General features: G+C 64.0%; 18 protein-coding genes. 4 read left to right on the forward strand and 14 right to left on the reverse strand.

The annotated features are described in order from the left end of the window. Positions 1-40: 40 nt before the first annotated feature. The 6 genes from OVA24_RS02755 to OVA24_RS02780 form a co-directional block, all read right to left on the reverse strand. Complete coding sequence (locus OVA24_RS02755) at positions 41-592, reverse strand: hypothetical protein (protein ID WP_267673287.1); 552 nt, start codon at positions 590-592, stop codon at positions 41-43. 72 nt (positions 593-664) lie between these two features. Next, the gene (locus OVA24_RS02760) at positions 665-1813 is read right to left on the reverse strand and encodes an ABC transporter permease (RefSeq protein ID WP_267673289.1); all 1149 of its coding nucleotides are present in this window, start codon (positions 1811-1813) and stop codon (positions 665-667) included. After that, on the reverse strand, positions 1813-2952 hold the full coding sequence (locus OVA24_RS02765) for an ABC transporter permease (protein WP_267673291.1): 1140 nt from the start codon (positions 2950-2952) through the stop codon (positions 1813-1815). Before OVA24_RS02765 ends, OVA24_RS02760 begins: the two co-directional genes overlap by 1 nt. Before the next feature lie 10 nt (positions 2953-2962). Further along, on the reverse strand, positions 2963-3730 hold the full coding sequence (locus OVA24_RS02770) for an ABC transporter ATP-binding protein (protein WP_267673292.1): 768 nt from the start codon (positions 3728-3730) through the stop codon (positions 2963-2965). A gap of 12 nt (positions 3731-3742) precedes the next feature. After that, positions 3743-5128: an efflux RND transporter periplasmic adaptor subunit gene (locus OVA24_RS02775; protein WP_267673293.1), complete on the reverse strand. Its 1386-nt coding sequence runs from the start codon at positions 5126-5128 to the stop codon at positions 3743-3745. Positions 5129-5209: 81 nt separating this feature from the next. Then, complete coding sequence (locus OVA24_RS02780) at positions 5210-5599, reverse strand: hypothetical protein (RefSeq protein WP_267673295.1); 390 nt, start codon at positions 5597-5599, stop codon at positions 5210-5212. A gap of 86 nt (positions 5600-5685) precedes the next feature. On the opposite strand from OVA24_RS02780, the gene OVA24_RS02785 reads away from it, so the two are divergent. Next, positions 5686-6327, forward strand: a complete 642-nt coding sequence (locus OVA24_RS02785; RefSeq protein ID WP_267673297.1) for an HAD family hydrolase — start codon at positions 5686-5688, stop codon at positions 6325-6327. 3 nt (positions 6328-6330) lie between these two features. Here OVA24_RS02785 and lptB read toward each other — a convergent pair whose 3' ends face one another. The 6 genes from lptB to OVA24_RS02815 are packed head-to-tail and all read right to left on the reverse strand — an operon-like array spanning position 6331 to position 12506. Beyond that, positions 6331-7095 carry an LPS export ABC transporter ATP-binding protein gene (gene lptB, locus OVA24_RS02790; RefSeq protein ID WP_267673299.1) on the reverse strand — a complete coding sequence of 255 codons (765 nt, stop codon included), beginning with the start codon at positions 7093-7095 and terminating at the stop codon, positions 6331-6333. A gap of 31 nt (positions 7096-7126) precedes the next feature. Next, the gene (locus OVA24_RS02795) at positions 7127-8449 is read right to left on the reverse strand and encodes a hypothetical protein (protein ID WP_267673301.1); all 1323 of its coding nucleotides are present in this window, start codon (positions 8447-8449) and stop codon (positions 7127-7129) included. A 13-nt stretch (positions 8450-8462) separates the two neighbouring features. Next, complete coding sequence (gene kdsA, locus OVA24_RS02800) at positions 8463-9278, reverse strand: 3-deoxy-8-phosphooctulonate synthase (protein WP_267673302.1); 816 nt, start codon at positions 9276-9278, stop codon at positions 8463-8465. Positions 9279-9324: 46 nt separating this feature from the next. After that, entirely contained in the window at positions 9325-9585 is a 261-nt protein-coding gene (locus OVA24_RS02805) for a DUF1844 domain-containing protein (protein ID WP_267673303.1), read from the reverse strand. A 37-nt stretch (positions 9586-9622) separates the two neighbouring features. Next, on the reverse strand, positions 9623-9925 hold the full coding sequence (locus OVA24_RS02810; protein ID WP_267673305.1) for a hypothetical protein: 303 nt from the start codon (positions 9923-9925) through the stop codon (positions 9623-9625). A 13-nt stretch (positions 9926-9938) separates the two neighbouring features. Continuing rightward, positions 9939-12506 (reverse strand): M16 family metallopeptidase, encoded by a 2568-nt coding sequence (locus OVA24_RS02815; protein WP_267673307.1) that lies wholly within the window; start codon positions 12504-12506, stop codon positions 9939-9941. 3 nt (positions 12507-12509) lie between these two features. Here OVA24_RS02815 and OVA24_RS02820 point away from each other — a divergent pair, with 3 nt between their 5' ends. After that, positions 12510-12980, forward strand: coding sequence for a hypothetical protein (locus tag OVA24_RS02820; RefSeq protein WP_267673309.1), 471 nt, complete (start codon positions 12510-12512; stop codon positions 12978-12980). Positions 12981-12991: 11 nt separating this feature from the next. Here OVA24_RS02820 and OVA24_RS02825 read toward each other — a convergent pair whose 3' ends face one another. Both OVA24_RS02825 and lptD read right to left on the reverse strand, forming a co-directional pair. After that, positions 12992-13636 carry an NAD(P)H-dependent oxidoreductase gene (locus tag OVA24_RS02825; RefSeq protein WP_267673311.1) on the reverse strand — a complete coding sequence of 215 codons (645 nt, stop codon included), beginning with the start codon at positions 13634-13636 and terminating at the stop codon, positions 12992-12994. 8 nt (positions 13637-13644) lie between these two features. Then, the gene (gene lptD / locus OVA24_RS02830) at positions 13645-16152 is read right to left on the reverse strand and encodes an LPS assembly protein LptD (protein ID WP_267673313.1); all 2508 of its coding nucleotides are present in this window, start codon (positions 16150-16152) and stop codon (positions 13645-13647) included. A gap of 168 nt (positions 16153-16320) precedes the next feature. On the opposite strand from lptD, the gene rfbB reads away from it, so the two are divergent. Together rfbB and urtB are read left to right on the forward strand one after the other, a co-directional pair. Then, the gene (gene rfbB, locus OVA24_RS02835; RefSeq protein WP_267673315.1) at positions 16321-17325 is read left to right on the forward strand and encodes a dTDP-glucose 4,6-dehydratase; all 1005 of its coding nucleotides are present in this window, start codon (positions 16321-16323) and stop codon (positions 17323-17325) included. Between the two features lie 105 nt (positions 17326-17430). Beyond that, positions 17431-19167: an urea ABC transporter permease subunit UrtB gene (gene urtB / locus OVA24_RS02840; protein ID WP_267673317.1), complete on the forward strand. Its 1737-nt coding sequence runs from the start codon at positions 17431-17433 to the stop codon at positions 19165-19167. Positions 19168-19171: the final 4 nt, after the last annotated feature.

Consider the following 19171-nt stretch of genomic DNA (forward strand, 5'->3'; position numbering starts at 1 on the left):
CAATCACATCCCGTGCGTGGGGCGAGGCGATTCGTCAATCTCACTCCGTCACATGGAGGGCGGTCGCGTTGATGATCAGAGCCTCCGGCGTGGACGCCTTGTCCACGGTGCCGGTGAGGGTCACGCTGCTGAGTTCCTTCAGGCCGTACTCGCCTTTGAGAGATCGTTTGATGACCCGTTGGTCCACCCCAACCAGTTGGATGGTGGCGGAACCCTCACGCTTGGCTTCCGGGGTGTCGCAGCATGCGTCCCACGGGGTCTTGCAATGGTCTTCGCCCGGCATCTTGTTGCAGGGGGTCATCTTCGATGGATCGCCCAGAACGAATGCCGCCCGGCCATCGACGAAGGGTTTTTCCCGGCCCATCACCAATCCGGAGACGGTCACCTGTTCGCCGGGCTTCGCGGTGGTCCGGACAGCACTGATTGGCTGCGGATCCGCCGGGGCGGTCTTCGTGAAGAATGGTTCGATGGACTGGGTCTCCGCAGGAACGAACTCGACCACCTTCTCTTTCTTGCAGGAGGCGAGGAACAGGAAGGCGGGCACGGAACACGAAACCATCGCGAGGAGGCGCTGGGAAAGGAAAGAGGTCATGACAGGTGGTGGTGGGATTGCTGGGACAGTCTAGGTGGCTTTGATGGATTTCGCCGACAATTTATTCGGCACTTATGAGCGCAGGGCGCTTGGTAGAGGAGGCTTCAGACAGCGGAAAGCGGGAGGCAATGCCCCGACGATGCCGAGCAGCACTCCCGTGACGATACCCAGCAGGGCGATGCCGGGGGTGATGGTGACAGTGAATGCGCCGATGGAAAACGGGATCGTCCGGCCATCCAGCAGCACCAGAGCCGCCGCTGACGCGACGAGCGTGCCGGTGAGGCTGGCAAGCACGCTTTCCTGGATCAGGCTCGCGAGGATGGCCGTGCGCGTGTAGCCGATGGCCTGGAGCGTCGCCAGTTCCTTGATGCGCGAGGCAAAGGCCGCGTAGAGCGTGTTCAGCCCGCCGAAAATCGCCCCGGCGGCGACCAGCCCGGCGGTGATCCATGTCATGATCCGCAGAGGTTTGAAAAAGTTCGCAAGGTGGGCGTAGTAGTCGGACTCCCGCAGTGCGGTCAGTTCCAGATCAAGCCGCTGTTTGGAAAACAGATCCGCCTCGGCGAAGTCATCCGGATCATCCAGCCGCAGCACCACGCAGGACACCGTCTCGCGCTGTGCCAGCATCCGGATGTCGGACAGCGGTGCCCAGATCTCCGATTCCATCACCGTGCCTGGTGCGGCGAAAACCCCGGAAATGGTCACATGGGAGCCGTCGAGCAGCGCGGACGTCCCCGGGGTGAGATCTCCGGGCTTCAGTCCCAGCTTGCGGAAGGCCAGCTTGCCTACCATCACCTCCCCGGCTTGGGGGAAAGTGCCTTCCAGCAGGCGCACTTCCGGGTGCACCTGAAGGGCCGCCGGAGTGACCCCGCGGAACAGCGCCTGTGCCTTGGATTTACCCGCCACTTCCAGGTAGGTCATGTAGTGGATCTCCGTCGAGACAGCGGGACTTCCCAGCGTCTGCGAAACCCCGGCCACCGCCGCGCTGGCAATGCCCGCCGTGCGTTCGGCGATCTCGCTGCGCTGGATGGACTCCTCGCTGCCCGCTCCCAGCAGGATCGCGTTGCGTGCGGAACCGGAGGCGGACAGCACCTGCTTCATCCCTCCGTTGAGCGCGGCCGCTGCCATCACCAGCAGCACGACGAGAGCGCTCCCGCCGACGGTCTGTGCGAGGCGGGACTTGTCACGGAACAGGTTCCGGATGGCGTAGGTGAGGGGGAGCATCAGCTTCTGAGGCTTTTGACTATCGGTTGCCGCATCGCCTGGAACGCGGGATAGATCGAGGCGATCACCCCCAGCGCCAGGGCCGCCGCGACGGCATACGCGGCGGTGGTGAGATCCGGTCGGACGGCCAGAGTGTGGCCCTCGCTGCCCAGGGTGAAGCTCTGCCAGCGCAGGAACCCCCAGGCCAGCGCCGTGCCGGTGAACCCTCCCAGCAGGCCCAGCAGCCCTCCTTCACTCATCACCAGGAAAAGGATGGCGCGGGAGGGATAGCCCAGCGTGCGGAGCACCGCGTTCTCCTTCACCCGGCCGCGGACCACCAGCAGGATCGAGTTCGCCACCAGGCCGATGACCGCGACCACCGCTCCCAGCCCGAGCCACCGGGTGAAGCCGATCAGCTCGATGAGCTGCCCCGCCGTCTCCGCGAAGAAGGCTTTCTCCGGACGGGTATTCGTCGGTTGTTGGTCGGACTTGAACCGTTCGTCGATGGCCTTGGAGACCGGCTTCAGATCCGCGGAGGTCTCGACCCGGACATTGAACTGGGTCACCACGCCCAGACCGGTGCGGGACGCCTGCTGGAGGAAAGGCAGCTTCACATAGGCCACGTTGTTGTCCTGGGAAAAGGGACTGGTGATGATGCCGGCCACATGAACCGTGATGCCCACGGCATCGAACTTGTCACCCGGTTTCAGGCCGCGGCGGCGGGCGAATTGTTCACCGAGCAAGGCCCCGTCATCCCGCTTGTCGAACTCCGACTGGGAACCTTCGGTGATCTTGATTTCAGGCGCGAATTTTTCGAGCTGGCCCTCCGGCACCCCGCGGAAAGTGATCACGTCCAGACTCGCCCCGCAGTTGTTGACGATGATCTGGATCGGGATGGCCTCCCGCACTCCGGGGATGCGGCGGATCTCATCCACGTAGTGTTCCGGCAGCCGTGAGGTCGCGGGGCAGAAGCGGTTTTCCCGATAGACGACCAAGGTGGTGTCCGCCGCGGTCTCCTCCGTGGCGGCGGCGAGCGAGCGCTGCAGCGTCTCCACCGCGGTGAAGAGGAACATGCCGGAGGCCACGCCGAGGATGGTCAGCAGCGTCCGCAGCCGGTGGCGGCTGAGCTGCTTCCAGGCAAGTGGGATGAGGGAAAGCATGATGCGGGATTCAGGATGCAGGATGGAGGGATGCGGAGTTTGATCCCGCATCCTGTGGCTTGGATCTTGGATCGGCGGCAGATGCGGAGTGATCGCCACCTTCCAGCAGCACACCCTTCTCCAGGTGCAGCGTACGATCCGCCGCCGCCGCCGCGTTCGGGTCATGGGTGACCATCACGATGGTCTTGCCATGTTCCCGAGCCAGCGCACGGAGCAGCTTGAGGATGTGGTTGGCGGATTCCCGGTCGAGGTCGCCGGTCGGTTCGTCCGCGACCAGCAGCGCGGGGTCCGCGACCAGCGCGCGTGCGATGGCAACGCGCTGCTCCTGCCCGCCGGACAGTTCACCCGGGTTGTGGTGGCTGCGGTCCGCCAGGCCGACCAGCGAAAGCGCGGCGTCCACCTTCGCGCGGCGCTCCTTTTTCGACAGCGGGGAAAGCAGCAGCGGCAGCTCCACATTCTCGAAGGCGGTCAGCACCGGCACCAGATGGTAGAGTTGGAAAATATAACCCACGTTGGCGGCCCGCCATTTCGTGAGCTGGCGGCGGTTCAGGGTGGAGATGTCCGTGCCGCCGATGGTGAGGGTGCCCGCCGTCGGCGAGTCGATTCCCGAGATCAGGTTGAGCAGGGTGGTCTTGCCGGAGCCGGAAGGCCCCATCAGCGCGAGGAACTCGCCGCGTGGGACATCCAGATCCAGCTTTTCCAGAGGCGTCACCAGACTGGTGCCTTTCTTGTAGGATTTGGTGATCCCCCGGCAGGAAATGAGAGGTGGGTTGGACATGGTGCGGATGGTTCAGGGTTCTTGCCGCGGGTGGAGACGCTGGTTCTCCCTCAGGCCGGATGGATCGAGGATCACCCATTCACCAGGGAGGATGCCCTGGTCGATGCGGTGGAGATTTTCCCGGTTGCCGGAGGAGACAACCTGCCTGCGGGACGCGCGTTTTGTGTCCGGATCACAGACCCACACCGCGCCTTCCTTCAGCGCGCTGTCCGGGACGTAGACCGCGACGGAGGTCGCTTCACCGGAGGGGCCGGATACCGTCGCGGTATCCAGGAATTCGACACGGCAGAGCATCTCCGGCCGCAGGCGGTCATCCGGTGCGGTGATGCGCACCTTCGCTTGCAGCGTGTTCCGCTGGAGATCCGCCTCTCCGGTGATGCGGGTCACCTCGCCTTCGAAGATCTGGTCCGGCAGCAGGTTGCAGCGCACCTTTGTCTTCTGGCCCACGCTGAGTCCCGCGGCATCCGCCAATGGCACATCCACCCGCACCTGGAGGTGGGCCGGATCGTAAAGCACCGCGATGGTCGAGCTGTCCTCCTCCTCCATGATCAGCATTTTCTTCTGTCCGGGGGCGGCGGTCAGCCTGAGCACCCGTCCATCGACGGGCGCGGTGATGCGGGTGCGGGAAAGCGTGAGCTTCGCCTTCCCCAGCGTTGCTTCGGCGGTGTGGACTTTCGCCTGCATCGCCGCCGCCTCGTAGGCGATCTTCGTCAGTTGGTGGGTCATCTCCTCGATCTTCGCCTTGCGGGCGGTGAGGGCGGACTGGCGGCGGGAGTTCTCGAACCGGGCGTTGATCCGCTCCAGTTCCACGGCGCTCGTCTCCGCTTGCTCGAACCTGCGGAGCCGTTCCGCCGCTTCGTCCGCATTCGCCTGGTCGGCGGCCTGGCCGGCTCTTTCCGCCTCCAGTTGCGACAGGATGATCTGCGTGTTCGCGCAGTGCGCGTCGAACTCGGCCTTCGCCATTTCATGTCCGGCGGTGGCTTCCGCCACTTCCAGCTTGGCGTCCGCATCGATCAGGGTGGCCAGCAGATCCCCTTTCTTCACCTGTTGGCCTTCCAGGACGTTCACCTGTTCCACCACCCCATCGGTCAGGGAAGTGGCCTTGGTCGGCAGGGGATCCGGCTCGATCCAGCCGGACGCCTGGAAAAGCATCCTTCCGGATTTCGTGGGAGCAGGGGAGGCTGCGGAGGATTTCTCCTCGACCGCGATCGCCGGAGTGACCCGCACGGCGGTCGCCGGGACCAGCCGGTCACGGAAGAGAAGAAGGAAAAGGAGCGCGAAGCCCGCCAGGATGGCCAGCGGGAGGAGCAGGGCGGTGCGGCGCGCACGGGCGGCTCCGCCGGCCTCAGGCGCCGCCGGTTGGCTCAGTGTGGAAAGTTGGGAATGGATTTCAGACATGAAGTCGCTGGGAGAATGATGAAACGAAGCCGTTTCCGGAACAACGGATACGGGGTGGACAGGAGGAAAATCCCGTACGTTTCAGATCAACAGCGACCGATGGGTCAGATAAAGCCGCGCCGGTTCCCCGGGTGGGGCACGGTCACGGGAGGAGGCATTCAGGCAGAATGTCACGCCGGTCTCCACCGGTTCCGGTAGGGAAAAGGACGGCAGCAGCACCGCGAACAGGGCCGGGAGTGACGGCTGGTGGTCCGGATGAACCCCATCCGGCACCACTTTGGCGGTGGCCACACAAGAGGAATCCGCCGGAGCTTTTTCATCCGGACAATGGGAGCAGTCCTTCTTCTGGCCGCAGCAGTCATGGGCCATGAACGACTGCGTGCGCGTGCAAAAACGCTGCGGTGATCCGGCCGCGGGCAGAACCAGCCCGAGGATCAGGAGCATGAACAACGCTTTCAGGCGGCGGGCCATCGCAGAACGGCTAGCACGGAATGGGATGGAACGCAAGAACCGGATATCGGCTTGCCGGGGCGGGCGGACGGGGCGAAACAACGGGCATGGCGATTGCGGCGGTATTGTTCGATTTCGATGGGGTGCTCGTGGACACGGAGTGGGCGATCTATGATGCGTGGCACCGCACTTTTATTTCAAATGGTCATCCGCTGCCGCTGGAAATCTACACCCAGTGCATCGGATCGGACTTCGCTACCTGGTCGCCGAAGACGCACCTTGAGGAACTCACCGGCAGTTCGTTCGACTGGCATGACCTCGACCGGCGGCGCCAGGAGGAGATCGTCCGTGACCTGGCGGATGAGGGGCCCATGCCCGGTGCCGTGGCATTGCTCGGAAAGCTGAAGGCACGGGGCATCCGTACCGCCGTGGTTTCCAGTTCCTCCCACCACTGGGTGGACGGCTGGCTGGAGCGGCTGGACCTCACGGGCTGGTTCGAGACGGTCGTCTGCCGCGGGGATGCGGAGCGGATCAAGCCCGCGCCGGACCTCTATCTGGAAGCCGTCCGCCGGCTTGGTCTCGCGGCGGAGGAATGCCTCGTCATCGAGGACTCCCTCAACGGCATCAAGGCGGCGAATGCGGCGGGCATCCCCGTCTGGGCGGTGCCGAACCGCGTCACCGCCTGCCTCGACTTCTCCCTGGCGACGCGCGTCTGCGCCTCACTGGACGAAATCGCGGCCGCCTTCTGAGGCTCACATGCTGAAGCCTTCGCCCAGGTAGTATTTCCGGGCGATCGGGTCGTTCACCAGTTCATCGGAGGCACCCTCCAGGATCACGCGTCCGTCATGGATCAGGAACGCCCGGTCGGTGATGGTCAGTGTTTCCCGCACGGAGTGGTCCGTGATCAGGATGGCCAGGCCATCCTTTTCCCGCAGTTCGCGGACGATCCGCTGGATGTCTTCCACCGCGATCGGGTCGATGCCTGCGAAGGGTTCGTCCAGCATCAGCAAAGACGGATCCGTGCAGAGCGAACGGGCGATGGCCAGGCGGCGCTTCTCACCACCGGAGAGGGTGATCGCCAACGACTTTTCCAGCTTGGAAATCTTGAACCGCTCCAGCAGGTCGTGCGCCCGCTCGAGCCGTTGTTTGCGGTTCAGGTTCGGGCGCGTTTCCAGGATGGCCAACAGGTTGTCCAGGACGGAGAGCTTGCGGAAGACCGATTCCTCCTGCGGCAGGTAGCCCAGGCCCAGCCGCGCGCGGCGGTGCATCGGCAGGCGGGAAATATCGTGGCCGTTGAAGCTCACGGACCCCGCGTCCGGCGGGACCAGCCCGGCGATCATGTAGAAGGAGGTCGTCTTGCCCGCGCCGTTGGGACCCAGCAGGCCGACGATCTCGCGGGGTTTCACCGAGATGGAGACACCATCCACCACCGCGCGGCCCGAGTAGGTCTTGCGCAGCCCGGAGGCGAAAAGCAGGGAGTCCTTGGCGTTGGAGCAGGTCGAGCCGGGATCGTGCATTGGGGAAAATATCAGGCGTTGGGGGAGGGGCTCACTTCTTTTTCGGTGTCGAGAGCATCTGTTCGAACGGAGAGTTGTCCGTGGTGAACGTCATGTCCTTCTTGATGTAGATCCCCGCGTTCGGGTCCATGGCCCGCATCCGGTTCGCACCCTGGATGATCCATGCCCTGCCACCGCGGAGAACGATGTCGCCGGTGACGAGGTCGTAGCTGAAGTAGCTGGCGCTGGCCATGATCGGCTCCTTGCCGTCCCTGCCGGGGATCTCGATGACAACCGCTCCGGTGGCGACGATCTTCCGCGGATCGCCGAGGTTCACTCCGCCGAAGTTTCCTTTCTCATCCTTTTTGCCGGCGTCGGCGGCAGGGGTCTTCTTCGGCTTGTCCGGATCCTCCGGTTTGCGGTCGAAGAAAACCTTCAGCTCGTTCGCACCCTTCAGGTTGATCTGTGGGTTCTTGACCGTCACGCCCTTCAGATAGACCAGAACCGCGCTGGTTGGAGTCAGATCAGGGTCCAGATAGATGCCTCCGTCGCAGTTGATGATCGTGGCTTCATCACCGGCCTTGATTTCCGGAGGGCTGGGAAGCTCCACCTTTCCCGCGGGCGCGGCATCGTTTGCGGCCAGCAGGTCCGCTTCCTCGAGGAACCGGGCGGTCGCCTTGTTCGCCTCTTCGGACGCCTGGAGGATCGAGCGCAGGTCGCCGCGCGCGTTCTTGGTCGCTTCCGCCGCGTCGGCGGCCATGGGCGCGGCATCGTCCGGCAGTGGGCCGGGAGCCTTGGGCGTCTGCGCGGCGAGCGGGAGGATGGCAGCGCCGAGGAGCGCGGTGACGCGGAACTTCGGCCGGGAGGAGTTCATGGCGGTGGAGGGTGGGTTGGAAATGGTGGTGGTGGCAGGGCCTTTCAGGAAGCCCTTGTGGCGGTCCAGGGCGTAGATCAGGCCGGTGCCTTCGGCGACGACCCTTTCGGAGGTGATGACGACCTTTTCATCCGCATGCAGCAGGCTCTTTTTCTGGTCATAGACCGCCTTCATCAGGTTGAGCCGGCCTTTGACCGAGCGGTCCGGATTGAATGCCTCGATCGAAACTTTTTTTCCGGAGATGACTTCGGAGGAAACCAGGGTCATTTCCTCGCATCTCAGCACACTGGTGAGCTTCCGGTACCGGTCATAGCGCGGGAACATCACCTTTTCCAGGATGCTGCCTTCAGGCAGCAGGGAGATCGCCGGGATGGGGGAGGGGTCCTCCGCATCCGGCTTGCCCGGGAGGAGGGACCGCACGGACCCGGAGCGCGGAGCCTCCTGCGCGGCGAGGAGGCCGGGGAGGAGCAGCAGCAGCAGGGCTGGAAGGGCGGAGCGCAAAGGAATGGCGGGATCAGTGGGAAGCGTGGTGGATCGAGATCAGTTTGACGAGCAGGTCTTCGATAAATTCGAGCGGGATCTGGTTCGGGCCGTCGGACATCGCGTTGGCGGGGTCGGAGTGGACTTCCATGAATACGCCTTCCACGCCGGTGGCCACCGCCGCACGGGCCAGCACCGGGGCCAGCACGCCGTCACCGCCGGTCGCTCCGCCCAGGCCGCCGGGACGCTGGACGGAGTGGGTCGCGTCGAAGATGACCGGCAGGCCTTCCTCCCGCATCCAGTAGAGCGAGCGCATGTCCACCACCAGGTTGTTGTAGCCGAAGGTGGTGCCCCGCTCGGTGAGGAGGAACTTCTCGCAGCCGAAGGAGCGCAGCTTGTTGGCGATGTTGACGGTGTCCAGCGGGGCCAGGAACTGCCCTTTCTTCACGTTCACCGCCCGGCCGGTCTTCGCCGCCGCTTCCAGCAGGTCCGTCTGGCGGCAGAGAAACGCCGGGATCTGCAGCAGGTCGATGTGGGCGGCGGCGATTTCCGCCTGCGCCTCGTTGTGGATGTCCGTGGTCACCGGCACGCCGAGTTCACGGCCGATCTCACCGAGGATCCGGCAACCTTCCTCCACCCCCGGGCCGCGGAAGGAGGAGATGGACGTCCGGTTCGCCTTGTCGAAGGACGCCTTGAAAATGAAGTGGATGCCCGTCCGGTCCGCGATCTCCTTGAGAGAACGGGCCATGTCCCAGGCGAATTCCTCCGACTCCAGCGCACACGGGCCGAGGATGAAAAACGGGGCGGGGCCGCCCACCGGGACGTTGCCGATTTGGAAAGGGGTGAACATGGATAAGTGGCTAGTTTTCAGTTTTCAGTCTGAAGGGAAAGAAGGATCACTCATCTTCCGCAGCCTCGTAAAGGGGGCGGAGGTTGTTGAGGGCCATTTTGAGAAGTTGGTACTCGGTCGCGGTGAGATTGCCCTGCGTCTTGTTCTCCAGCATCTCGAGCGAGTCGATCACGGACTTCGCCGCCCGCAGGTTCACTTCCTTCTCCCCGGAAACCGGATTCGGGATCTGTCCCAGGAACAGGCCGGCGTTCTGGGCCTGGAGAATGACGAATTCGTTGAATCGGGGGTCCGGTTCGGGGGTGGGCATGGGGGGAATATGAACATCGTTTTGCCGACGTCCAACGTCAAAGCTCGGCGTTCCCGGGAGTCGTGCCGCGCCTTTCCCGGAGCAATTTGACCACGAAGTGCTCGATCACCGTGTCCCGGACCAGCGTCAGGCCGACGGCGATGGATCCCACGCTCAGCCAGACATCCCAGCGGGGATAGGCCCGGACCAGATGGATCAGGGGGGCGGCGAGCAGCAGGATGCCGAGGATGTAGTACCAGCGCTTCCGGTAAACCTTCAGTTCCTGGAGGTGGATCTGCTTGCCGGTGGAATACTCCTCTTCCGTGCCACAGAAAAACCACCGGATGAACAGCTTCTTCATGGGAGGGGGGGGCTCAGGCGGTGATGGATGAAGGCTCCGGCAGCACCGTGATCCTGACCGGTGCGGCGGACAGCAGCCGGGCGGCGGCTTCCTTCACCTTGTCCGGTTCCAGTGCCTTGTAGATGGCGGCCTGCTTGCGGAATTGCTCCGCTTCCTGCCCGAACAAAAGGTCCAGTGCGACCTGCCGGGCGGTTGAGGAAGGGGATTGCTGCTGGATGGCCAGGCTGCTGAGGACGGTGGCCCGGACCCGGCCGAATGCGGCTTCAGGGATACCGTGTTCGGCGATTTTCCCGATCTCGGTCATCAATTCCCTGCCGGCGAACTCCGCTTGTTCCGGCGAAGTGGCGACATAGAAGGTGAAGTACCCTGCGTCGAACCCGAGGAACTGGGTGGCACCCACCCGGTAGGCCAGGCCGAGTTCCTCCCGGATGCGGGTGAACAACGGACCCGCCATATCCGTGGCGTATTCCTGGATCATGGACAGGGCGTAGCGATCCGCGCTGGTGACCGACGCCCCCGGGAAGCCGATGGTCAGCACCGCTTGCTTCTTCGGCAGGTGTGCGGTGGTTTCCTGACCGGTGGCCGGGGGATTGCCCGGCGGTGTCCAAGCCTCCCCGGAGGGAAGCCCGGCGAAGGCGGAGGAAAGGATGGATTTCGCCTGCTCCGGGTCGAAGTCCCCGGCGATGGCCAGTGTCATGTTCCGCGCGGTGAAATGCCGGGCATGGTGGGCCGCCAGATCGGCACGGCCCAGTTGTGGCAGGCTGGAAAGGCTGCCAAGCGAGTCGAAGCCATAGCCCGTCCCTTGGAAGGCGAGCTGCCGCAGCGTGGCGAATCCGGTGTGAAGGGGATCCTGCAGGGCCTCCTCCAGCGCGGCGAGCTGGCTGGCCTTCTCCCGGGCGATGGAGTCTTCCGGCAACGACGGGGAGCAAATGACCTCCGCGAATACCTCCGCGATGGTCCGGAAATCCGGTGCGAGGCCCGCTGCCGCGACCAACAGGGCATTGTTCCCCACACTGGCTCCGATGGAGGCGCCGATGGATTCCATCGTGCGGGCGATTTCCTCCGCGCTGCGGGTGGCCGTACCCTTCGGCAGGCTGGAGGCCAGCAGTTGGTTGATGCCGTTGGTCGCGGGTGTTTCCGACGGCAGTCCGGCGCGGATGGCCGCCTGCAGGTGGATGAGCGGCACCCGGTGGTCCGGCAGCAGCGCGATCTGCAGGCCGTTGGGAAGGGTGAAGGTCTCGATGGCGGCCTTTGCCTGTGCCGACTTCGAGTGGCGGACAGGTGCGGGAGAGCCCTCCGGGTCCAGCAGGGTGAGCGTCACGCGCTCCTTGGTCAAGGTGGCCGCCGCGTGGCGGACATCCTCCGCCGTCACCTTCTGGATCTGGGCCAGATAGCGCCGGGTGAAGTCCAGATCACGGGTTTCATGCCAGTTGGACGCCAGGTCGGACGCACGGCCGGATGCCGTGGTCAGGGAACGGAACTGGCTGGTGGCGGTCTGCCGTTTGGCCTTTGCCAGATCTTCCTCCAGATCCGCGTCCTGGATCAGGGAAAGCTCCCGGTGGATCGCCGTGATAAGGGTATCCCTGTTGTCCACGGCCGCGTCCGCGCTGACGCCGAAGATCCCTTCCCGGCCGGGACCGGTCCAGGCGTAGGCGGAGATCTCCAAGGCCAGCTCCTGCCGCTCGCGCAGCGCCAGATGGAGCCGGGACGACCGTCCGCGGCCGAGGATGGCGGCCAGCAGGTCGAACGCGGGGGAGTCCGCATGGTCCAGCGCCGGGCACTTCCATGCCAGGGAGATGCGGCTGGTGGGGATGGCGAACGTCTCACGGGCGAAGCGCGGGCCGAGCTGCAGGTTGTCCTGCGGCACCACGGGATCCCGCCCGGCGGAAACGGTGCGGTCCGCCGTCAGTTCCGTGATCTGCCGCAGCGCTTCCACGGGATCGAAGTCCCCGGAGATGACGGCGAACGCCCGGTCCGGCGTGTAGCGTGTCCGGTGGTAGTCCAGCATGTCCTCATGGGTCAGCGTGTCGAACAGATGGCGGTGGCCGATCACCGGGTGGCGCCGCGGGTCACGCGTGAACGCGGTGGAGAGCAGCAGGCGGGTGGACGCGTTGTCCGGATCATCCAGCCCCATGTCGATCTCACGCCGGATCACGTCCTTTTCCCGCTCGAACTCGGTCTGTGGGATCGTCGGGTAAAATACCAGGCCGGTGAGCGTTTTGAGGAAGGTGGGCAGGGACTCGGATGGACCGTCGATGTAGTACACCGTGCGGTCGAAGGTGGTGTAGGCGTTCCAGTGCCCCCCGGCGGCCTGCACCGTGTCCGCCAGTTCGTCCGCGCTGTAGTCCCGTGTGCCCTTGAAGACCATGTGTTCCAGAAAGTGGGACAGCCCGCTCCCCAGGTGCCGGTCTTCATGGACGCTGCCGGATTCCACCCAGATCTGGGCGCTGACCACGGGGGCGGCGGGATCCGGATCGAGGATCACCGTGAAGCCGTTCGGCAGGGTGTCTACGGTAGCGGTGGTGGGCGGGTATTCCATGGATTTCAGCTTGGAGAGGGAGTTGGAGAGGCGTAGAAGCATCCCATGCAACGTTGGATCGTGATTGCGGTGGTGGGAGCGCTGTTGTTCGGACTGGGCGGCGGATTCGCGTTGTGGAACTACCGGGAGAACCGGCCGAAGAAAGTCTGGGTTCCGCTTGTTCTGAATGAAGAACTGCCGGAAGAGAAGCGCGGGGAATTGGCGGAGAAGATCAAGGCCGGATTGCTGGAGGGCTCCATCCTCCGGGAGGTGGTGAAAGACACCGGCCTCGCCAAGAAGCTGAAGCTGCCATCGGACGAGGCGGCGGAAGCGGAGGTGAGGAAAAGGCTCATGGTGGAGGTGGGTGAGGCGGATGTTCCGACCGAGACCGGGATCATCCGCAAGATGCCTTCCATCAACATCGGTATCCACGCCCAGCGGAAAACCTATGGTCCGATGGGCGAGGTGGCGATGCGGATCATGAAGGACGTCTGGAAAATGCTCGGGATCAAGGAACCGGCGGCGCCGACCATCTGAGTCCGCAGGCTTCAGATGTGGCGGATCACCGCCTCGCGGGCGAAGCGGGCCTTGGGCATGGCGGCGTAACGGTCATCTTCCGCACGGTATCCCGCCGCGCAGGCGACCACGGTGGCATATTCCGTTCCTTCCAGCCCCAGCACGCGGTCATATCCCGCCGGATTGATGCCTTCCAGCGGGCAGGTGTCGATGCCGAGAACGGCGGCGGCGGTCATGAATTGCCCCAGCGCGATGTAGAGCTGGCGGGTGTTCCAGGCGCGCCGCTGGTCCGTGTCCATCGGCGCCACGAAGCCGGAGATGATGGATTGGAGCGGGGCGAGAACCTCCAGCGGAGTGGACTGGACCTCTCCAAGCCGGGCGACCCAACGGCTGATGTCTTCTTCCTCCAGGTTCTTCTTCACCGTGAACACCACCAGGTGGGAGGCGTCCGTCAGTTGGGCCTGCCCCCAGGATTCGGCGCGCAGCGCGGTCCGGATTTCAGGATTCCTGATGACCAGGAACTGCCACGGCTGCAGCCCGAAGGATGACGGCGTGAGTGAAAGCGAGTGCTCCAGCGTCTCCCACGTCTCCTCCGGGATGCGGCGGGCGGGGTCGAACTTTTTCGTGGCGTAGCGCCACTTCAGCGCGTCGAGGAGCGGGGTCTGGGATGGGGTCACGCCCGGGATTATTCCGCATCAAGGCTGAAAGGCAAGGAGGCCGACGGCAAATCACGCAGCGTGAGGCTGAACATGACGCCGAACTCATCCTTCAGGCGGTTGTCCCGGTGGGTGATGCCCACCCCTGCGATCCATTTTCCGAGATCCCGGTGGAGGGTGTATTGCTGGACTTCCAGGGTATTGTCATCCAGCTCCAGGATATGCTTCGTCCCCACACCCCAGTTCTCCGCGATGCGGGTGTAAGTGCGGAGATCGACGCGGTTGGAGTCCTGGAACATCGGATGGTTGTCCAACATCCGGTAGCCGACGGAGAAGTAGAAGTCCTGGGTCGCCTGGAAGGTCACCGAGGTGGCGAACTCGGTGAAGCCGGACCCCCCGTCGAACAGAGGGAATTGCGTCTCCATATTGACCGTCATCCAGGGAAGAGGTCTCCAGTTGAGATCATTGTAGAGGTTGGAGAAGCTGCTGCCGGCTTGGTCATCCTCCAGGAAAGCATCCATGTAGGTGTCCAGGGAAAGCCACTCGTAGGACTGGCCGTCCCGTTTGGTGATGAGCCGGTTCCTTGTGCCCAGCCGGAGCGTGTTCCAGTCCTGGAAATCATCGATGGCCGTGTAACGGTTGGGTGAAAGCGGGCGTGGGCGCGTGGTGAAGGTCAGGCGGTCGATCTTCGGCTGGAGCTCGTCCAGCTCATCCGCGGAGAGCAGAGACCAGTTCGCGTAGGGCTGGATGACATGAAGCAGCCCGTCGATGCCCCACTTGTGGTTCTGGATGGAGGAATAGTCCTTCGAGAATTTCAGGGATGCCTCCGCGCCCAGGTGATAGATCATCCGGTCGAAATTGTCGGCGGGGCCGTCCACGGAATCGTACCGGGTGTAGCCGATGCCGGCGTGTGGGACGAAGTTCAGCCAGCCGCCGAAGTTCATCGGCATCGAGAAGTCGTGGAAGGTGTGGAAGCGGGTGAAGCCGGTGTCGATGAGCTGGTGGCGGAGGGCATCCGCCCGTGCGAGGCTCGCCGCGTCCCCGGCGTCCTGATAGGCCAGGATCTGCTGGGCGAGGATCAGTTCATAGCCGGTCAGTTGGCTGAGGTAGCGCGCGCGGTCGCCCACAGGGCCGTCCAGCAGGGGCCGGATGATCGAATTTTTCCGCATGTCGGACGTTTGGTCGCCCAGGACGGAGAATGAGGTGGCGCCTTCATGCAGGATCGGCAGTCCGAACAATGGGCCGCGGGCCTGGTCATAGGCGATTTCCGGATGGCGCGTGTCCGTCCGGTAGAAATCATTCAGGCGAAACCTACCATAAAGCGAGAGCAGGGACTTTTCATCCCGGCGGAAGATGCCAAGGGTGTTGTCCGGGAAGGGGTCCTCGCCATAGTTCTTCGGGTCGAAGTCCTCGAGATAGTAGAGATCGCTGAGGAAGGTCAGGTTGGCATCCGCATACCATTCGGCCTGGTCGGCGACTTCAAACGGGAAGCGCTGCTTCAGTTGGAGGCGGTAGCGGTCCTCGTTCACGGAGCCCCGGTCCACTCCGGAGCGGGAGATGTCCGGGTTGAGGTCGTTCAGATAGTAGAGGCTGAGGCCGGTGGTGTTCTTGTTCGAGGTGTCCGTGGCATCCTTCAGGTCGAGGCCGAAGCCCACGCCCCGGCGGGCGCGGAAGTCGAAGTGCCATTTTGAAAGCAGCCAGGGATCCGCCCCGGTGGATTCGTCACCGCCCAGCATGATGCCGTAGCTGTTGAGCAGGTAGGGGCCCCAGTTCGTCCGGGCTCCCGGGATGAAGTGGTAGCCCAGCTCGGAGTCCAGCGGCTGGCTGAGGTAGGGCAGCCAGAACACGGGGGTGTCCCCGGCGTAGAGCTTCATGTTCCGGAAGACGATTTTCTCCCCGGGATAAACCTTCGTCTGTCCGGCCCGCACCCAGTAGCTGGGGTCCTGGGAATCGTCGGTGGTGATGCCCGCGTCCTCCCCCACGAAGACCTGCTTGCCATCGATGGTCTGGACCTGGAATTTGCCGGCTTCGAGGAAAATGGGATCGACCGAGGCACGCAGCCCGGCGGTGTCGAGCTGTTTGGTCTCGTAGAAATAAACCGTGCGGTCCCCTTTCTGGGCGAGATTTCCCTGATAGAGCGTGACGTTGCCCTCGAAGGTGATGGACTTGGCGACCAGATCCAGCACCGCGCTGTCGGCGAAAATCTCCAGCCCGTTGTCGCCGGTCAGTTTCACCGGTCCGCGGGCGCGGATCTTGTCCTTCGCGTTGCCTTCCAGGCCGTTGTTGGTGAGGCGGATGTTCTCTGGAAGGGCTGCCATCCCCTCGACCTGCGAACCGAATGCAATCTCCGGAGCGGGTACAGGGGTGATCATGTCCACGGCGGGTCCGACGTTGCCGTCCGGTTGGATCTCAGGCGGGTTCGGGGTGGCGGGCAGCGGTGCGGGCACGGCCGGCACGGGTGCGGGAACCGGCGCATCTTGGGCGTGGAGCGGGGAAAAGAGCAGCGGACCGGAGATCAGCGCGACGAGCTTGGACATCGCCGTGATAAGAGTTTGACGGGGGGCCGAAGTAAAGAGGGAAAGCCGGAGGCACCCCACACCCACTCTGCGGCCCGCAGTGGGGCGGTGGGATTTTCCGGAGGGGGGCGGGGAGGGGTTCCGTCCCCGCTTTTCATTTGCGGGGGAACCGCTATGAATCGTTCCGCCGTGAGCAACCAAGCCCGTTCCATCATCGTCACCGGAGGCGCGGGCTTCATCGGCTCCCATTTGGTGCGCCGCCTGCTTGCGGACGGCCACCGCGTCCTGAACATCGACAAGCTCACCTACGCGGGAAATCTCCGCTCCCTCGCGGATGTCAGCGGCCACCCCTCCTACTCCTTCCTGCGGGCGGACATCGCGGACGCTCCAGCGATCCATGGGGCGTTTTCTTCGTTCCGGCCTGACCTGATTTTCCATCTCGCGGCGGAGAGCCACGTCGACCGCTCGATCACCGGGCCGATGGCGTTCATCGGGACCAATGTGACGGGAACCGCGGTGCTCCTCCAGGCTGCGCTGGAAACATGGCAACGGCACCCGCGTCCGGAGGGCTTCCGGTTCATCCATGTTTCCACCGACGAGGTGTTCGGCGCGCTGGGCGACGAAGGCGTCTTCACGGAGAACAGCCCGTATCAGCCCCGCTCGCCCTATTCCGCCAGCAAGGCGGCCAGTGACCATCTGGTGCGTGCCTGGGGGGAGACCTATGGCCTGCCCTTCATCGTCACGAACAGTTCCAACAACTACGGTCCCTGCCAGCACCCGGAGAAACTGATCCCGCTGGCGGTCACCCGCGCGCTCGGCGGTGAGCCCATCCCCATCTATGGCAACGGGACGCAGGTCCGGGACTGGCTGCACGTGCTCGACCATTGCGATGCCCTCGTGCGGGTGGCCGCCCATGGCCGCAACCATGATACCTACCTCATCGGTGGGGGGAATGAGCGGAGGAATCTGGACCTGGTCCGTGAGCTGTGCGGCATCCTCGACCGGCTGGCCCCGAAGCCCGCCGGAGGCAGCTACGCGGACCAGATCACCTTCGTGGCGGACCGCCCCGGGCATGATTTCCGCTATGCGCTGGACGCGGCGAAGGTGAGCGCCCACACCGGCTGGGAGCCGGAGATCACCCGCAGCGAAGGGTTTTTCTCAACCGTGGAGTGGTACCTCGCCAACCTGAAGTAGCGTCACGGCATATCCACGCCGTCGCCTCCGCCAGGAAGCCATGAATTTCTTTCATCGCTGATAAAGCCGCCATGGCATGTGCCATGCTAACTCCGGCATCTTCCGATGCTGAAGAAACTGTTCCAACTTGGCTCCGTCTTCGTGCCGCTGATTGCCGCCTGTGTTCTGACAGGTCATCTGCGGGCCCAGGAGGCACCCGCCGCGTCCCCGCGGCAGCTCATCGCCAACGCGGTTTCCGCCGCCACGCCGGATGAGCAGAAGGATCTGATTCTGGCGATGCGGTCCACTCCTTCTCCGGAAATCGTGGAATGGCTGGAAAAATGGAAGGGCGGAGAGATCTATGTCCATACCACGGATGATGGTGCCGTGATCACGGCGTTGCTGCTCACCGGCCAACCGAATGCCGATGGTGCCAGCAACGCGGTGAAGCTGGTGGATGACACACCCTTCACCGGAGCTGACGGCCAGCCCATCCTCATCAATCCGGATGAAGTCCCCGCCGCGGAAACCACCTCCGGCATCCGCAGGGCGATGAAGGAAGTGTCCGATCTCGCCGCGCTGGCGGATCCGGATCCCGTCCGCCGCCTGCGTGCGGTGAAAGACTCCGCCATCGGCCAGAATCCGGAGAAGCTCCCCGGCCTGCAACTGCTGGAAAAATCAGAGAAGGAGCCCGCGATCCGGCGGGCGCTCCGCGAATCCATCTCCCTCATCCAGCTCAAGTCCACGGTTCCCGCGGAAAAAATCGCCGCCTGCAAAACTCTGGGTGATCTCCACTCCCTGGCCGCGCAGGACGCCCTGAAAGCGGTTCTCAAGGAAGCCGGTGCGGCCGACGACAAGGGCCTCGCCGCCGCGGCGCAGTCCGCCATCAGCTCCATCGACGGCCACATTTCCCGGATCAATGCCATGGGGACCGCGTTCCGCGGGCTTTCGCTCGGTTCGGTGCTGTTGGTCGTAGCCATCGGCCTTGCCATCACCTTCGGCCTCATGGGCGTGATCAACATGGCCCACGGTGAGTTCATCGCGGTAGGCGCCTACACCACCTACGTCATCCAGAACGTCTTCGCCGCCGGCTTGAAACTCTCTCCTTTCGGTTTCTCCCTCAGCATCCCCGGCTTCAACGTGGGGGGCGGGGACAACACCTACTTCATCCTGGCGATCCCCGCCAGTTTCCTGGTCGCCGCGCTCGTCGGCATCCTTCTGGAGCGGTCCGTCATCCAGTTCCTCTACAAGCGGCCCCTGGAATCCTTGCTCGCCACCTGGGGCATCTCGCTGGTCATGCAGCAGATCCTCAAGTTCGTCTTCGGTTCGAACAACGTGCAGGTCAACAGCCCCGCATGGCTTTCCGGAAACTGGACCGTGAATGATGTCATCTTCGGGTGGAACCGGCTGTTCGTCATCGGCTTCGCCGTGCTGATCATCGCCGGCACCTGGCTGGTGCTCAACAAGACCTCCCTCGGCCTGCTCATCCGGGCGGTGATGCAGAACCGCAACATGGCCGCCTGCATGGGCGTGAGGACGGAAAGGGTGAACACCATGACCTTTGCCTTCGGCTGCGGGCTGGCCGGTCTGGCCGGCGCGTTCCTTTCCCAGATCGGCAACGTGGGTCCGACCATGGGGCAGCTCTACATTGTGGACTCCTTCATGACCGTGGTGGTCGGCGGCGTGGGCAACATTGTGGGAACCGTGATCAGCGCGCTGGGCATCGGCGTGGCGGACCAGACCTTCCAGCAATATCTCGGAAACCCGGTGATCGGTAAAATCCTCGTCCTCGGAGCGATCATCCTCTTCCTGCAATGGCGTCCCGCAGGTCTCTTCGTCACCCGGTCCCGCAGCCTCGACTAACCCC

The organism is Luteolibacter sp. SL250, assembly GCF_026625605.1.
GTDB lineage: Bacteria > Verrucomicrobiota > Verrucomicrobiia > Verrucomicrobiales > Akkermansiaceae > Luteolibacter.

Excerpts from the sequence above, each read along its gene's own strand:
- OVA24_RS02755 (WP_267673287.1), bottom strand. The coding sequence starts at position 592 with ATGACCTCTTTCCTTTCCCAGCGCCTCCTCGCGATGGTTTCGTGTTCC.
- OVA24_RS02760 (WP_267673289.1), bottom strand. The coding sequence starts at position 1,813 with ATGCTCCCCCTCACCTACGCCATCCGGAACCTGTTCCGTGACAAGTCC.
- OVA24_RS02765 (WP_267673291.1), bottom strand. The coding sequence starts at position 2,952 with ATGCTTTCCCTCATCCCACTTGCCTGGAAGCAGCTCAGCCGCCACCGG.
- OVA24_RS02770 (WP_267673292.1), bottom strand. The coding sequence starts at position 3,730 with ATGTCCAACCCACCTCTCATTTCCTGCCGGGGGATCACCAAATCCTAC.
- OVA24_RS02775 (WP_267673293.1), bottom strand. The coding sequence starts at position 5,128 with ATGTCTGAAATCCATTCCCAACTTTCCACACTGAGCCAACCGGCGGCG.
- OVA24_RS02780 (WP_267673295.1), bottom strand. The coding sequence starts at position 5,599 with ATGGCCCGCCGCCTGAAAGCGTTGTTCATGCTCCTGATCCTCGGGCTG.
- OVA24_RS02785 (WP_267673297.1), top strand. The coding sequence starts at position 5,686 with ATGGCGATTGCGGCGGTATTGTTCGATTTCGATGGGGTGCTCGTGGAC.
- lptB (WP_267673299.1), bottom strand. The coding sequence starts at position 7,095 with ATGCACGATCCCGGCTCGACCTGCTCCAACGCCAAGGACTCCCTGCTT.
- kdsA (WP_267673302.1), bottom strand. The coding sequence starts at position 9,278 with ATGTTCACCCCTTTCCAAATCGGCAACGTCCCGGTGGGCGGCCCCGCC.
- OVA24_RS02805 (WP_267673303.1), bottom strand. The coding sequence starts at position 9,585 with ATGCCCACCCCCGAACCGGACCCCCGATTCAACGAATTCGTCATTCTC.
- OVA24_RS02810 (WP_267673305.1), bottom strand. The coding sequence starts at position 9,925 with ATGAAGAAGCTGTTCATCCGGTGGTTTTTCTGTGGCACGGAAGAGGAG.
- OVA24_RS02815 (WP_267673307.1), bottom strand. The coding sequence starts at position 12,506 with ATGCTTCTACGCCTCTCCAACTCCCTCTCCAAGCTGAAATCCATGGAA.
- OVA24_RS02820 (WP_267673309.1), top strand. The coding sequence starts at position 12,510 with ATGCAACGTTGGATCGTGATTGCGGTGGTGGGAGCGCTGTTGTTCGGA.
- lptD (WP_267673313.1), bottom strand. The coding sequence starts at position 16,152 with ATGTCCAAGCTCGTCGCGCTGATCTCCGGTCCGCTGCTCTTTTCCCCG.
- urtB (WP_267673317.1), top strand. The coding sequence starts at position 17,431 with ATGCTGAAGAAACTGTTCCAACTTGGCTCCGTCTTCGTGCCGCTGATT.